Below are 14,030 nucleotides of genomic sequence, written 5' to 3'. Positions count from 1 at the left end.
TCCGAGCTGCGGTTTCGCCGGGCGCAAGGGGTTGTGTTCACGGTGATCGCAACCCGTGTCACGACGGCCGCGACGTCGTAGCCTCGGATCTCCGGTCCGAGGTTCGGGGAGCACACCGTCATGATCAAATTACTCGTATTCACCCTGGTGGGTATCGGCGCGCAAATCGTCGACGGCACCCTCGGGATGGCCTTCGGCGTCACCGCGACGACGCTGCTGGTGCTCAGCGGGACGGGCGCCGCGCATGCGAGCGCGGCGGTCCACTTCGCCGAGGTCGCCACCACGCTGGCCTCCGGCGCATCGCACTGGAAGTTCGGCAATATCGACTGGAAGATGGTCCTGCGGCTCGGTGTGCCCGGCGGTATCGGCGCGTTCCTCGGCGCGACCGTCCTCTCACGGATCTCGACCGAATCGGCCGCGCCCGTCACCGCGGGCATCCTGCTCGCGATCGGCGTGTTCCTGGTGATCCGGTTCTCGTCCCGGCCGCCGGTGGAATTCGCCACCTCGGAGAAGACCGCGCATTCCGCGAAATTCCTGACCCCGCTGGGCCTCTTCGGTGGTTTCATCGACGCCAGCGGTGGCGGCGGCTGGGGTCCGGTCACCACCAGTACCCTGCTGACCACCGGGCGCAGCGCGCCGCGCACGGTCATCGGCTCGGTGAGCGCCTCGGAGTTCATCGTCTCCGCGTCGGCCAGCGTCGGCTTCCTGCTCGGGCTCGGGTCCGACTTCTTCGACAATCTGCTGATCATCGCGGGCCTGGCGCTCGGCGGTGTGATCGCCGCGCCGATCGCCGCGTGGCTGGTCAGCCGTATCACTCCCGGCGTGCTCGGTACCGGCGTCGGTGGGCTGCTGGTGCTGACGAACGCGCGCACCCTGTTCAAGTACTTCGATATCGAGGGCGCGCCGCGGACCATCGGCTATGTGCTCATCGCGGTGGTCGCGATCGGCCTGACCCTGTACGCGTGGAAGAAGGCCCGGATCGCCAAGGCCGCGGAAACCACCTCGGCCGGGGATACCGCCGACGCCGCGGAGCCCGTGCCCGCGGCCGGATCCGAATCGGTGGTGGAGGAGGACGCCGGCACCGCGCCGGAATCGACCCGCGCGCCTGCGCGATGACACCGGTGCCCGGTGCCCCGCTCCGGCGGCCGGCCCGGGGATGAGGGAGCGGCGCCCGGTCCCGGACAGCAGAGTCCGGCCGACCGGGCGCTCGTCTGTCCCGGCCGGTCAGTCGACGGGGGCGACGCGGATCAGGTTGCCGTCGGGGTCGGCGGCCACGAAGGTACGTCCGAAGACGGCGTCGTGCGGCGCCTGGACCACCTCCACACCCTGCGCGACCCACCGGTCGAACCGGCGGTCGATCGCATCCGGGCCGCCGGGCAGGTTCAGGCAGAGTTCGCTGGTGCGGGCCCCGGCCTGCGGGATGAGGTCGGCGTGGCCGCTCCACAGCGCGAGGTGTATATCGCCGCCCAGGTCGAATGTGATGAAGCGCGGGGACTCGAATTCCGGGGTCATCTCGAACAGGTCCGAGTAGAAGCGCGCCGAAGCGGCCACGTCGGTGACGTACACGATGAACATGTTCGGGGTCGGCATGGGTGGCGTGACCTTTCGCGTTCGGTGCGGTTGGAGATGAGGATGCCCGACTGGGCCCGCAAACCCGGTGAGGTGACCTCTGCGTGCCGAATCGGCGCAGGTCGCGGGTGTGCGTCCGGCCGGAGGTGTCGGACCGGGCCGGTAGCGTGACCCGGCGCCGCGAGGACACGGGCCGGGGCGCGGAACCCGGGTCCCGCGGAACGGTAACGCCGTGGCGGTTACCCGGCGATACTGCTGGACACGGCCGGTCACCGGAAACGACGCTACGCCAGGGTGATTCGGCTTTCGCGATCGGCCGCCAGAGGAGGACTGAGATGTGCAGGGGCATTGCGGGCCGCACCGGCGAGGACCCGGAGACCGCCGGTCCACCTCGGGGGAAAAACGCGGTCCGGGTGGTGCCGTGATGCCGATTCACCTGCCGGACGGCGAGTTCCACGCCGGCCTGGCCGACGATCTCGCCGGGGCCGCGCTGGCGCTGGCCCGGTGGTTCACGGCGGGCGCCACCCTGTGGTGTGTGGCGCCGCGCTGGGAACAACATGCTCGGCATATCGCCCTGGAATTCCTGCATCCGGTGGGCTCGGGCACCCGTGCGCTGCCGGCCGCCGCCCTCACCGGCCCGGCGCTCGTCGATACCGCGCGGGTCTCGGCACGGACGGGCGATATCGTTCTCGCGGTCGCGGCGTCCGACGAGGCCGAAGTGCGGTCGCTGGTCACCCGCGGCCCGGCCTGGGGGGTGCATACGATCTGGATCGGTTCGGGCCCGCGCCCGGGCGCGGTCGCCGCCGATCATCTGCTGTGGCTCGACGATCCGGATCCGCGGTTGCCGTCCCAGGGTGATTTCGTGCTGCTGTACCACCTGCTGTGGGAACTCACCGTGCGGTGTTTCGACCATCCCGCGCTGATCCGTTCCGAACCGGAATCGGCGCGGGCCGCCCCGCGCCATCCCGACCTGGGGCAGCTCGGTGAGGTGGTGACCCCGCTCGGGGACGGCACGGCGCGTATCCGCACGGCGCGGGGAACCGAAACCGTGGCGACGAGTTTCGTCGAACCGGTGCACGTGGGGGACCTCGTGCTCGTACACGCGGGAATGGCGGTGAGCGCCGTCGGTGTGGAGGAGGAACCATGAGCGGTGGACAGACCGGCATCCTGCTCGGCGAGCTGGCGGCCTGTGCCCGGGCGCGGGCCGCGGAGAGCGCCGGGGTGCGCTCGCAGACCTTGGCGGCCAATGCCGAACGGGTGGCCGAGGCGGCCCGGGAACTCGCCCGCCGATTCACCGCGGGCGGACGGCTGTTCACCTTCGGAAACGGCGGTAGCGCCGCCGATGCCGCCACCCTGGCCGCCTTGTTCGCCCGGCCGCCGGACGGGATCGGGCTGCCCGCGTGGTCGCTGTCGTCCGACGAGACCGTGCTGACCGCGGTGGGCAACGATATCGGATTCGAATCCGTGTTCGCCCGTCAGCTGGCGGCGCGCGGGCAGGAGGGCGATATCGCGGTCGCCATGTCCACCAGCGGGGATTCGGCGGATCTGCTCATCGGATTACGGGAGGCCCGCCGGCGCGGGATGTACACCGTGGGATTCGCCGGGTACGAGGGCGGCGCGCTGGCTCGCGATACCGCGGTCGACCGGTGTTTCGTGATCCGTTCGCGCAGCGCCCACCGCATCCAGGAGGCGCAGGCCCTGCTCGGGTACGCGCTGTGGCTATCGGTCCATCAGCACGGGAGCTTCGCCGGCTGACCGGGTGCGCCCGGCGACCCGGCCCGGCGCCCACGCGCCGAGAACGACGGCCATCACCACGGTCAGGATGCCGAGTGCCAGCGAGGCCTGTTGCGCGCCGTGCACGAAGGCCTCTTTCGCGAAATCGGCCAGCGGGGCGGCGGCCGGACCCGCCTTCTCGGTGACCTCCAGCGCGGCGGCCAGCGAATCCTCGACCGGCCCGCGGGCGGCCTCGGGAAGACTGGGCAGGGCGGGCGCGATCCGGTCGGTGTAGCCGACGGCGAGGATGCTGCCGGAGATCGCGATACCGATCGCGGCGCCGACCTCGCGGGACGCGTCGTTGACCGCCGAGGCCACCCCGTGTTTCTCCGGCGGTGTGCCGTTGATGATGGCCGCGGTCGCGGGCGCGGTGCACAGGCCCAGGCCGGTGCTGAGAATCAGCAGCGGCCAGAGCACGTCGATATAGCCGCTGTGCACTGTCGTCCGGGAGACCAGGATCAGCGCGACGCCCACGCACAGCAGGCCCACGAAGGTCGGCAGGCGCAGGCCGAATCGCTCGGCCAGCCGCGGCGCGACAATCGATATGCCGATGAGCGGCGCGATCATCGGGGCCATCGCGACCGCCGACATGAGCGGTGAATAGCCGAAGATCAGCTGCATGAACTGGACGAACAGCAGGAAGTAGCCGAAGGCGACGAGGAACTGCACCCCGACGCTCACCGCGCCGCTGCCGAAACCGCGGTCGGCGAACAGGCGGACGTCCAGTAGCGGATTCGGCACCCGCAGTTCGACTCCCGCGAACCCCACGGCCGCGACGATCCCGGTGCCGAACAGGCCGAGCACCAGCGGATCGGTCCAGCCGCGGATCGGCGCCTCGATGGCCGCGATGACGACGGCGCCGACCGCGGTGGAGGCGGTGATACCGCCCCAGAAGTCCAGCGGCGGCCGGTGTTCGTCGACGGATTCGCCGACGGTGCAACCGGCGACGGCGAATACCGCGCCCGCGATCGTCATCGCCAGGAAGATCGCCTGCCAGGACCAGATCTGCAGCAGCAGACCGGATCCCAGGATGCCCAGCACCGCGCCGCCGCTGACCACGCCGGCCCACAGGCCAACGGCCACGCCGCGCCGTTCCGGCGGGAATCCGCCGGTGAGCAGTGACAGGGTGGACGGCATCACCAGCGCCGCGCCCACCCCGGCGACCGCGCGGGAGGCGATGATCCAGGCGGGCTGGTCCAGGAACAGCGGAATCGCGGACGCGACGGCGAAGACCACCAGGCCGAGCACCATCATGATCCGGCGGCCGTAGCGGTCGCCGAGGGCTCCGGAGAACAGGACCAGGCAGGCCAGCGCCAGGGTGTATCCGTCCACGACCCAGGTGAGTTGCTGCTGGGTGGCGCCGGTGTCCGCGGCGATCTCCGGAAGCGCGGTATAGAGCGCGGCCATGGCCGCGATGACCAGTGCGACGGCCATCGAGGAGAGCGTCAGGAGCCAGATATGAGCCCGCGACAGGCTCGTACTCGCAGTCGTCACGGCGACCTCTCGACGGGTGGAAAACACGGTTACCGACCAAATGATCAGAGCACAATCGGAGACCTGTCCGGACGGTGATCTCCGTCACGACATCCGCCGGTGGCCGGTTGTGCTCGCCCGAGAGGTCTTCTGACCTGGTATTTCGGTGGCCTTCGTGTTATTCGGGCGGTATTCGGGGAGATATGTTCGCGCGCGTCGCAACCTCCGGCCCGTGGCTACGCTGGGGCGAGTGAAGGCAGATACCGCGCTCCTGGTTCCGGTCGCCGCCGATCTGGACGACATCACCCACGTCGGCCCGGAGGACGATCCGGCCGGGGCCGGGGTCGACCCGGCGGATATCGCATCGATCTGGAAATCGGTGCGGGCCTGGTACCGGGTGGGCGCCACCCCGGCGATCCAGGTATGCCTGCGCCGCGGCGGCAAGGTGGTACTGAACCGGGCGATCGGGCACGGCTGGGGCAACGCGCCGCAGGACGGGCCGGATGCCGAGCGGATCCCGGTGACCACCGAATCGCCGTTCTGCGGATTCTCCACCGCGAAGGGCGTATCCGCCGCGGTGATGTCGATGCTGATCGAAGACGGTGCCTTCACCGCCGACGATCCGGTGAGCGCCTACATCCCCGAATTCGCGGCCAACGGCAAGGCCGCCATCACCATCGGCCAGGTACTCGACCACACCGCCGGGGTGCCCTTCGTGACCAAGCCCTACCGCGGCCACCAACTGGTCTTCGACGAGGACCTCTGCGTCCGCGGCCTGGCCGATCTGCGGCCCGTGTACCCGGCGGGCCGGTTCCGCGTCTATCACGCGCTGACCAGCGGCCTGATCCAGCGGCTGCTGGTGCAGCGGGCCACCGGGAAGCGGATCCGCGACCATCTCGCCGAGCGGGTGCTGGATCCGCTGGGATTCCGGTGGACGAATCTGGGTGTGCGGCCCGAGGAGGTGGACTCGGTGGTGCCGAGCGTGAAAACCGGCCCGCCGCCCTCCCGGCTCGCCTCGTTCGTCGCGGGTAAGGCGCTCGGCGGCGGGTTCGCCTCGGATGCGGTGAACCGGGACTCCAACCGGGCCTTCCTCACCGCCGAGCTGCCGTCGGGGAATCTGGTGACGACCGCGGCCGAGCTGTCCCGCTTCTACGAGATCCTGGCGCGCGGCGGCGAATTGGACCGGGTGCGCGTCATGCGGCCGGACACCTTGCGGGAGGCGGTGCGTCCGGCGCGCAAGGCGCCGGGTGTCGCGGGCCGGGTGAGCCGGGCCGGTTACGAATTGGGCGGGAGCCGTTCGAAGTTCGGGCGCGATACCGGCGCGCATTTCGGGCGCAGCGGGTTCACCACGCAGTACGGCTGGGCCGATCCGGCGCGGGGGCTGAGCGGGGCGATCCTGACCAACGGGAAGTCCTCCCTGGACGGCGATCGGCCCTGGGAGCTGGTCGGGCGGATCTCCGCGGCGTGCCCGCCGCTGTCGCCGGGAGATCGGGTCTTCGACCTCTGAACCCGTTCGGCCGCACGCTAACCGGAACCCGGGGGCGCGTGGGCCGTGGAGTCACCAGTAGGTGCCGGGGATGAGCCGGGCGGCTCGGCGCAGCGCGGTGCCGGTGCCACGAACGGCACGCGGCATCGGCCGGGTGGACCGGGAGGTGCGGCGCCGCCCGCGGGGCTCGGCCTGGGCCGGCAGTCCCGGACCGGAGCCGGGCTCGGGGTCCCGCTCCGGGCTGTCGGGCACCGATTCGAGAGGCGATGCCCCGGGCGGGGTCGTCTCCCCGCGGGCGGCGGGGGAGTCGGGGATCATCCGGTAGTAACGGTGCAGCACGAGGTCGCGGATGCGCGGGGCGAACAGGGCGCCGAATTCGCCGAGAGTGCCCACGGGCACATCGATACGGCGGGGGCGTTCGGTGAGTGCGCGCACGATGGTCGCCGCCGCCCATTCCGGTGATTCGGCGCGACCCTGGTTACCGCTCGGGGCGATCATGGGAGTCCGGACCAGGGGGAGGTGGATGGTGGTGAACGTGACGCCGTCGGCCATCGTTTCCACCGCCGCGACCTCGGTGAACTTGTCCAGCGCCGCTTTGCTGGCCAGATAGGCGGAGTAACGCGGGGTGGCGACCTGCACGCCGGCGCTGCTGATATTGACGACATGCCCGAACTTGCGTTCGCGCATCTGGGGCAGCAGGGCGAGGGTGAGCCGTACCGCCCCGAAGTAGTTGACCGCCATGGTGCGTTCGTAGTCGTGCAGCCGGTCGGTGGAGCGGTGGATGGCGCGGCGGATGGACCGCCCGGCGTTGTTCACCAGCATGTCCACCCGGCCGTGTTCGCTGAGGATCTTGCCCAGGGTGGCCTCGACCGCGGTGGGGTCGGTGATATCGCAGGGGTAGCCGTGGGCGTGGCCGCCGGCCGCGCGGATCTCGGTGACGACCGTGTCGAGCTCGTCCTCGCGGCGGGCCAGCAGCAGAACCACGGCGCCCTTCTTCGCCACCGCCATCGCGGCGAACCGGCCGATGCCGGAGGAGGCGCCGGTGATGAGGACATATCGTCCGGTGAGGTCTTTGGTTGCGGATTCGCTCATGAGCAGCCCCTTCACGCCGGTGTTGCCGCCGAACTTACTCCAAAGTAAGAAACAGTGCCAGGGCCGGTTACGTGTTCGAAAACAGGTTCGATTCGCATGCTCGAGATTCGAACATATGTGCGATACTGAGCGCATGACGGACGATCGGATGGCGGATATCTATGCCGCGGTGCGGCTCGGTGGGGTGAATCGGGAGGCGGCGCGGCAAGCGCTGTACCAGCTGTGGGACCAACTCGGTGCGGACGGAGAACCGCTGTACCGGAGTGTGGTGGCCCACCATCTGGCGGATGTGCAGGACACCGCCGAGGACGCGTTGCTCTGGGACACCCGGGCACTCGACTCGGCGTTCGTGCCCGGCACCCCGCTCGGCGAGGGGCTACTCGGATTCCTGCCCTCGCTGTATCTGAGCCTGGCCGACAGCCACCGGCTCGTCGGCGATTTCGACGCGGCGCGGATGCAACTGGCCCTGGCCCGCGGGCACGCGAGCGTACTCGCCGACGACGCCTACGGCCGGGTGATCCGCTCCGGAGTGGATCATGTGGCGATTCTGCTGGACGCCCATTCCACCGAACGGGTGGCCTGCTAGGCGGGCGCGTATGGGATGGAACCAGGGTCCACCCAGCTGGTCGGAGCTGGAACGGGTGCTGTCCGGGCGGCCCGCGCCCGGGCGGCACCCCGGCGACGGCGGTGACGCCCCGGCCTGGACCGAGCGCCGCGAGGAGTATCGGGCCGGGCCGGAGTTCCGGCCGGACGGGCCGGTCGTGCCGTACGCGGAACTGCACGCGCATTCGGCGTTCAGTTTCCTCGACGGCGCCTCCCAGCCGGAGGATATGGTCGCCGAGGCCGCGCGGCTCGGATTGTCGGCGATCGCGCTCACCGACCACAACGGCTACTACGGTGTGGTGCGATTCGCCGAGGCCGCGGCCGAACACGGGATGGCCGCTGTCTACGGCGCCGAACTCACACTCGTGGAAGCCGATTCGGCTTCCGGCCCGGCGCCGGGCGCGGGTATCGATTCCGCGCCCCGTACCGGCGAACCCGATCCGGGCGGTGAACACCTCCTGGTCCTGGCGCGCGGGCAGGAAGGGTACCGGCGCCTGTCACGGCAGCTGGCCGCGGCGCATATGGCGGCCGGCGAGAAGGGAATCCTGCGCTACGACCTCGACGCGCTCACCGCGGCCGCGGGCGGGCACTGGCAGATCCTCACCGGCTGCCGTAAGGGCCGGGTGCGCCGGGCGCTGGAAGCGGATCTGCGCGCGGGTACGGAACCGAAGCGGGCCGAAGCGGCACTGCGGGAATTGTGCGAGCGGTTCGGCGCCGACCGGGTGGCGGTGGAACTCACCCGCTACGGGCTGCCGGTCGACGACGAGCGCAATACCGCGCTGGCGGCGATAGCCGAGCGCGCCGGGGTTCCCGTGGTGGCCACCACGGCCGCGCATTTCGCGACTCCGGACCGTGGCCGGCGGGCGGCCGCGCTCGCCGCCATCCGGGCCCGGCGCAGCCTCGACGATATCGCCGGCTGGCTGGCGCCCACCGGCGGCGCGCATCTGCGCTCGGGAGCGGAGATGGCCCGGTTGTACGCGGAATTCCCGGACGCCGTGCCGAATTCGGTGCTGCTGGCGCGGGAGTGCGCGTTCGATCTCCGGCTGATCGCCCCGCGGCTGCCGCCGTTCGATGTGCCGCCCGGTCACGACGAGAACTCCTGGCTGCGCGAACTCACCCTGCGCGGCGCCGCGGACCGCTACGGACCGCCGTCGCGGAATCCGCGGGCCTACCGGCAGCTCGAACACGAACTCGATATCGTCGCCCGGCTCGGCTTCCCGGGGTATTTCCTGGTGGTGCACGATATCGTGCGGTTCTGCCGCGAACACGACATCCTGTGCCAGGGCCGGGGTTCGGCCGCCAACTCCGCGGTCTGCTACGCCATCGGCATCACCAATGTGGATCCGGTCGCCAACAAACTGCTGTTCGAGCGGTTCCTCTCGCCCGAACGCGACGGGCCGCCCGATATCGATATCGATATCGAATCCGACCGCCGTGAGGAAGCGATCCAGTACGTCTACCGCAGGTACGGTCGCGAGAACGCGGCGCAGGTGGCGAATGTGATCACCTATCGCGGTAAATCCGCGGTGCGCGACGCGGCCCGCGCCCTCGGTTACGCACCCGGCCAGCAGGACGCGTGGAGTAAACAGGTGAGCCGGTGGACCGGGGTCGGCGCGGAAACCGGGACCGATATCCCCGAATCGGTACTGGCGCTGGCCGCCGATATCGAAGGGCTGCCCCGGCATCTGGGCATCCACTCCGGCGGCATGGTGATCTGTGACCGCCCCATCGCCGATGTCTGCCCGGTGGAATGGGCGCGGATGCCCGGACGCAGTGTGCTGCAGTGGGACAAGGACGATTGCGCCGCGGCCGGCCTGGTGAAATTCGATCTGCTGGGCCTGGGCATGCTGTCGGCCCTGCACTACATGATCGACCTGGTCCACGAGCACATCGGTGCGAGGGTCGAACTGCACACCCTGGACCTCGGCGAGCCCGCCGTCTACGAGATGCTCTCGCGCGCCGATTCGGTGGGTGTTTTCCAGGTGGAGTCGCGCGCGCAGATGGCGACCCTGCCGCGGCTGAAACCGCGCACGTTCTTCGATCTGGTGGTCGAAGTGGCGCTGATCCGGCCCGGCCCGATCCAGGGCGGTTCGGTGCATCCCTATATCCGGCGGCGCAACGGCCGCGAGGAGGTCCGCTACGACCACGAGGCGCTGCGGAATTCGCTGGAACGCACCCTCGGGGTGCCGCTGTTCCAGGAGCAGCTCATGCAGATGGCCGTCGACGTCGCGGGATTCACCGCCGCCGAGGCCGATCAGCTGCGCCGGGCGATGGGATCCAAACGTTCTCCGGAGAAGATGGAGCGGTTGCGCGGCCGGCTGTACCAGGGCATGCGCGATCTGCACGGAATCTCCGGCGACCTCGCCGACCGTATCTACGAGAAGCTGAAGGCGTTCGCGAATTTCGGTTTCCCGGAAAGTCATTCGCAGAGCTTCGCCGCCCTGGTGTTCTATTCCGCGTGGTTCAAACTGCACTATCCGGCGGCCTTCTGCGCCGGACTGCTGCGCGCGCAGCCGATGGGTTTCTACTCACCGCAGTCGCTGGTCGCCGACGCGCGCCGGCACGGGGTCGTGGTGCACGGCCCGGATATCAACGCCGGTGCGGCCGAGGCCACGCTGGAACAGCGGGGGACCGAGATCCGGCTGGGGCTGGCGGCCGTGCGCGGTATCGGCGACGATCTCGCGGCGGAGATCGTGGCGGCGCGCGAGCGCGGTGGGCCCTACACCTCGTTCCTCGACCTCACCGGCCGGGTGGAGCTGACCGTCCCGCAGGCGGAAGCCCTGGCCACGGCCGGTGCCCTCGGGGGCCTGGGGCATTCGCGCCGGGAGGCCCTGTGGGCGGCCGGGGCCGCCGCCGGGGAACGCGCCGGCCGGTTGCCCGGTACCGGCGCCTCCACCGCCGCTCCCGCCCTGCCCGGTATGAGCGATCTGGAACACGCCGCCGCCGATGTCTGGGCCACCGGGGTCTCACCGGCGAATTACCCCACCCAGTTCCTGCGCCCGCGACTCGACGCGCTCGGGGTGATCCCGGCGGCCGGCCTGCTCGCGGTGCCCGACGGTACCCGGGTGCTGGTCGGCGGGGCGGTCACCCATCGGCAGCGCCCGGCCACCGCGGGCGGGGTGACCTTCCTGAACCTCGAGGACGAGACCGGCATGGTGAACGTGGTGTGCTCGGCCGGGCTGTGGAAACGCTACCGGCGTACGGCCCAGGGGGCCTCGGCGCTGCTGATCCGCGGCCGGGTGCAGAACGCGGAGGGCGCGGTGAGCGTGTACGCCGAGCAGCTGCGCCGCCTCGATATGCGGATCGGCTCGAAGTCCCGCGATTTCCGTTGATCCACAACGTTCTGCTCACCGGCCGAGACGGGACAGCCATGCGGCGATATCGCCGACGACCTCCGGGTCCACATGGTGCGGACGGGTGTAGTCGGAGGGTACCGAGGGGCCGGTGCCCGGGAAGAACATGTGATCGCCGGCGGGATAGGTGCGGAAGGTGACCTCGCGGCGCCCGGCCAGCCCGGCCCGCCATCCGGCCAGATCGTCTTCGACGGTGACCTGATAATCCCGCTCGCCCTGCAGGATCAGCATCGGCTTGTCCAGCGCGGCCGCCGCGGCCACCGGATCGTAGGCGCGCAGATCCAGCCAGTACGTGGCCGGCATCCCGAACGGAAGTCGTTCGGCGGGCGTAGCGCGTGTGAGCCCGGGTCCGTCGACCAGTTCCGCCTGTGCGGTGGCGATCTCGATCGCCGGTAGCAGTGCGGCGGTCGCCGGATCGATGGCGGTGAGGTGCCGGATCGCCCGTACCAGCGACCACTGCAGCGGCACGGTGTCCCCGGCCAGGATCACCACGCCCGCCACCCCGGGTACCGCGGCCGCGACCCGCGGCGCGAACCTGCCGCCCATACTGTGCCCGAGCACGGCGATCCGGTCCGGGTCCACCTCGGGGAGCTCGCGCAGGAGCCGCGCCGCCGCCACCGCGTGCGGAACGTACTCCTTCGTCGGCGTGAAATCCGCCTCCGCCATGAGGAGTTCGGGATGGGTGTGGGTGACCTTGTCGAAGCGCACTGCCGCGACTCCGTGCCCGGCCAGACCCCAGGCCAGATCCTTCAGGTTCTTGTTCGGTCCGGCGGTGCCGTCCCGGTCGAACGGCCCGCCGCCGGCGAGCATCACGACACCCGGGTGCGGCCCCGGGGTGCGGGGGACGGTGGCGGTACCCGCGACCGTGTGCGGGCCGGCGGTCAGGGTGACCTCGTGCTCGTGGAATGCCGTGGGATCGGCGTAGTCCGGGGTTCGCCATTCGGCGGTGACCGCGATATCCGGCGGGGTGTCCTCCATACGACTACCTTTCTCGATATTGAGAAAGGTAGCAGACGTGAGATCATTGGGGCATGGACTCACTCGAGCTGCTGGCGCATCCGGTGCGATTGCGTATCGTGCACGCCATGTCCGGCGGCCGAACCCGGACCACCGCGCAGTTGTGCGCCCGGCTCCGTGACGTATCGAAGGCCACCGTCTACCGCCATGTCGAGATACTCGCCGGGGCCGGTGTTCTCGAACTCGCCGGAGAACAGCGGGTGCGCGGGGCGGTGGAACGCAGCTACCGGTTGCGCTCCGAGCGCGCGGTCGTCGATCCGGAGGAGGTGGCCGCGGCCGCGGCCGCCGACCACCGCGCGATCTTCGCCGCCGCCATGGCCGTACTGCTGGCGGAGTTCGACGCCTACCTCGACCGCGAAACCGCCGACCCCGCTGCCGACCTGGTCGGATACCGGCAGCACACGCTCTGGCTCGACCCGGCCGAGGCCGAGGCGCTCATCGCGGATCTGCGCGCGGCGATCCTTCCGCGCCTGCGGAATTCGGCGACTCCGGAGCGAGCGCAGTATCTGCTGAGCCCCATCCTCTTCCCGGCCGGGCGGGCCGACGACGACCCGGAGGACGGCGCCCGGCCCGGCTGATCGGCCCGGCCGGGTGATCCGGAGCCGATGCGGTGGCGGTATCCGGTGCCCGGGAGCGGATCGACCATTACGCTGCCAGCATGCGCAAGCTCGGGGTGTTGTTCCTGGTTCTGTTCGGATCGGCGTTGCTGACCGGTTGTGGTGACGATTCCGGGTCGACCTCGGGGTCGGCGCCGGTGGTCGACGGGTCGGGACCGGCCCCTGCCGCGACCCCGGGATTCCGGACCCAGAACGCCCCGGCGCGGGAACAGGCGCCCACGCAGACGCCCGATACCGGCGACAGCGCCGAGCGCAAGGAGGTCGTCACCGGTTCGGTGGATCTCACCGCCGCCGATCCGATCGCCGCCGCGCAGACCCTCGCCGACCGGGTGGCCGAGGTGGACGGCCGGATCGATCAGCGCACCGAGAATCCGGGCGCGGAAGGGACCCAGCCGCACGCCAACCTCGTGATCCGGATACCGGCTGATGAGACCGATCCCTTCATCGAAGGTCTCGGCGATCTGGGCGAGGTCACCGAGATCAGCACCAACCGCGACGATGTCACGCTGCGGTGGCAGGACCTCGAGGCCCGGATCGGCGCGCTGCGCGCCTCCGTCGGCCGGCTGCGCGATCTGATGGCCCGCGCCGGCAATACCGCCGACCTCATCGCCGCCGAGGAAGCGCTGGCCACCCGGCAGGCCGAACTCGACAGCCTCACCGGCCAGCAGCGATACCTCGACGATCAGATCACCCTCTCCACGCTGACCATCGATATCACCAGCGAAGCCCAGAAAACCGGTGAGACCGGTCCGTCCAACTTCTGGGACGGTGTGGTGGACGGCTGGAACTCGCTGGTCGACTGGTTGAAGGACGCGGTGGTGTGGGTGGGGCAGGCGCTGCCGTGGGTCGGTTTCCTCGCCGTGGTCGGCGGGATCGTCGCGGTGGTGGTGCGCTTGTTCGGCCGCCGCGAACCCGCGCGGCCGGTGGCGACTCCGCCGGAAGATCGCCCCGTGGCCGCGGCCGCCTCGTCCGCGGCCACGTCCGGCGGCGCCACGGCGACCGACCGCGACAAGGAAGACGGGCCCGCCGCCGAATAGCACCGCCGCC

General features: G+C 70.6%; 11 protein-coding genes and 1 pseudogene. 8 read left to right on the top strand and 4 right to left on the bottom strand.

All coding sequences use genetic code 11. The features are described from left to right. Positions 1-120 precede the first annotated feature (120 nt). Entirely contained in the window at positions 121-1,116 is a 996-nt protein-coding gene (locus ACZ6SF_RS20815; protein WP_466063817.1) for a sulfite exporter TauE/SafE family protein, read from the top strand. 108 nt (positions 1,117-1,224) lie between these two features. Here the strand turns inward: ACZ6SF_RS20815 and ACZ6SF_RS20810 are convergent, their stop codons facing one another. Continuing rightward, complete coding sequence (locus ACZ6SF_RS20810) at positions 1,225-1,590, bottom strand: VOC family protein (RefSeq protein WP_466063816.1); 366 nt, start codon at positions 1,588-1,590, stop codon at positions 1,225-1,227. A gap of 403 nt (positions 1,591-1,993) precedes the next feature. Here ACZ6SF_RS20810 and ACZ6SF_RS20805 point away from each other — a divergent pair, with 403 nt between their 5' ends. Then, positions 1,994-2,716, top strand: coding sequence for a HypC/HybG/HupF family hydrogenase formation chaperone (locus ACZ6SF_RS20805; protein ID WP_466063815.1), 723 nt, complete (start codon positions 1,994-1,996; stop codon positions 2,714-2,716). Beyond that, positions 2,713-3,324, top strand: a complete 612-nt coding sequence (locus ACZ6SF_RS20800; RefSeq protein WP_466063814.1) for a D-sedoheptulose-7-phosphate isomerase — start codon at positions 2,713-2,715, stop codon at positions 3,322-3,324. The genes ACZ6SF_RS20805 and ACZ6SF_RS20800 overlap by 4 nt, the downstream gene beginning before the upstream one ends. Here ACZ6SF_RS20800 and ACZ6SF_RS20795 read toward each other — a convergent pair. After that, on the bottom strand, positions 3,289-4,776 hold the full coding sequence (locus ACZ6SF_RS20795; protein ID WP_466064080.1) for an MFS transporter: 1,488 nt from the start codon (positions 4,774-4,776) through the stop codon (positions 3,289-3,291). The two genes, ACZ6SF_RS20800 and ACZ6SF_RS20795, sit on opposite strands and share 36 nt — an antisense overlap. A gap of 289 nt (positions 4,777-5,065) precedes the next feature. On the opposite strand from ACZ6SF_RS20795, the gene ACZ6SF_RS20790 reads away from it, so the two are divergent. Further along, positions 5,066-6,322 carry a serine hydrolase gene (locus tag ACZ6SF_RS20790; protein ID WP_466063813.1) on the top strand — a complete coding sequence of 419 codons (1,257 nt, stop codon included), beginning with the start codon at positions 5,066-5,068 and terminating at the stop codon, positions 6,320-6,322. A 51-nt stretch (positions 6,323-6,373) separates the two neighbouring features. Here ACZ6SF_RS20790 and ACZ6SF_RS20785 read toward each other — a convergent pair. Then, positions 6,374-7,369, bottom strand: a pseudogene (locus tag ACZ6SF_RS20785) (SDR family NAD(P)-dependent oxidoreductase); the annotation flags it as partial. 157 nt (positions 7,370-7,526) lie between these two features. Between ACZ6SF_RS20785 and ACZ6SF_RS20780 the strand changes: the two are divergent. Continuing rightward, entirely contained in the window at positions 7,527-7,979 is a 453-nt protein-coding gene (locus ACZ6SF_RS20780; protein WP_466063812.1) for a hypothetical protein, read from the top strand. Between the two features lie 10 nt (positions 7,980-7,989). Beyond that, positions 7,990-11,328, top strand: coding sequence for an error-prone DNA polymerase (locus tag ACZ6SF_RS20775; protein WP_466063811.1), 3,339 nt, complete (start codon positions 7,990-7,992; stop codon positions 11,326-11,328). 15 nt (positions 11,329-11,343) lie between these two features. Here ACZ6SF_RS20775 and ACZ6SF_RS20770 read toward each other — a convergent pair whose 3' ends face one another. Beyond that, positions 11,344-12,327, bottom strand: coding sequence for an alpha/beta hydrolase family protein (locus tag ACZ6SF_RS20770; RefSeq protein ID WP_466063810.1), 984 nt, complete (start codon positions 12,325-12,327; stop codon positions 11,344-11,346). Between the two features lie 53 nt (positions 12,328-12,380). On the opposite strand from ACZ6SF_RS20770, the gene ACZ6SF_RS20765 reads away from it, so the two are divergent. After that, the gene (locus tag ACZ6SF_RS20765) at positions 12,381-12,944 is read left to right on the top strand and encodes a helix-turn-helix domain-containing protein (protein ID WP_466063809.1); all 564 of its coding nucleotides are present in this window, start codon (positions 12,381-12,383) and stop codon (positions 12,942-12,944) included. Positions 12,945-13,024: 80 nt separating this feature from the next. After that, complete coding sequence (locus ACZ6SF_RS20760) at positions 13,025-14,020, top strand: DUF4349 domain-containing protein (RefSeq protein ID WP_466063808.1); 996 nt, start codon at positions 13,025-13,027, stop codon at positions 14,018-14,020. The last annotated feature ends 10 nt before the right edge of the window (positions 14,021-14,030 follow it).

The organism is Nocardia sp. NPDC049935 (genome assembly GCF_055586645.1).
This window is presented reverse-complemented; position numbering and strand designations above follow the sequence as displayed.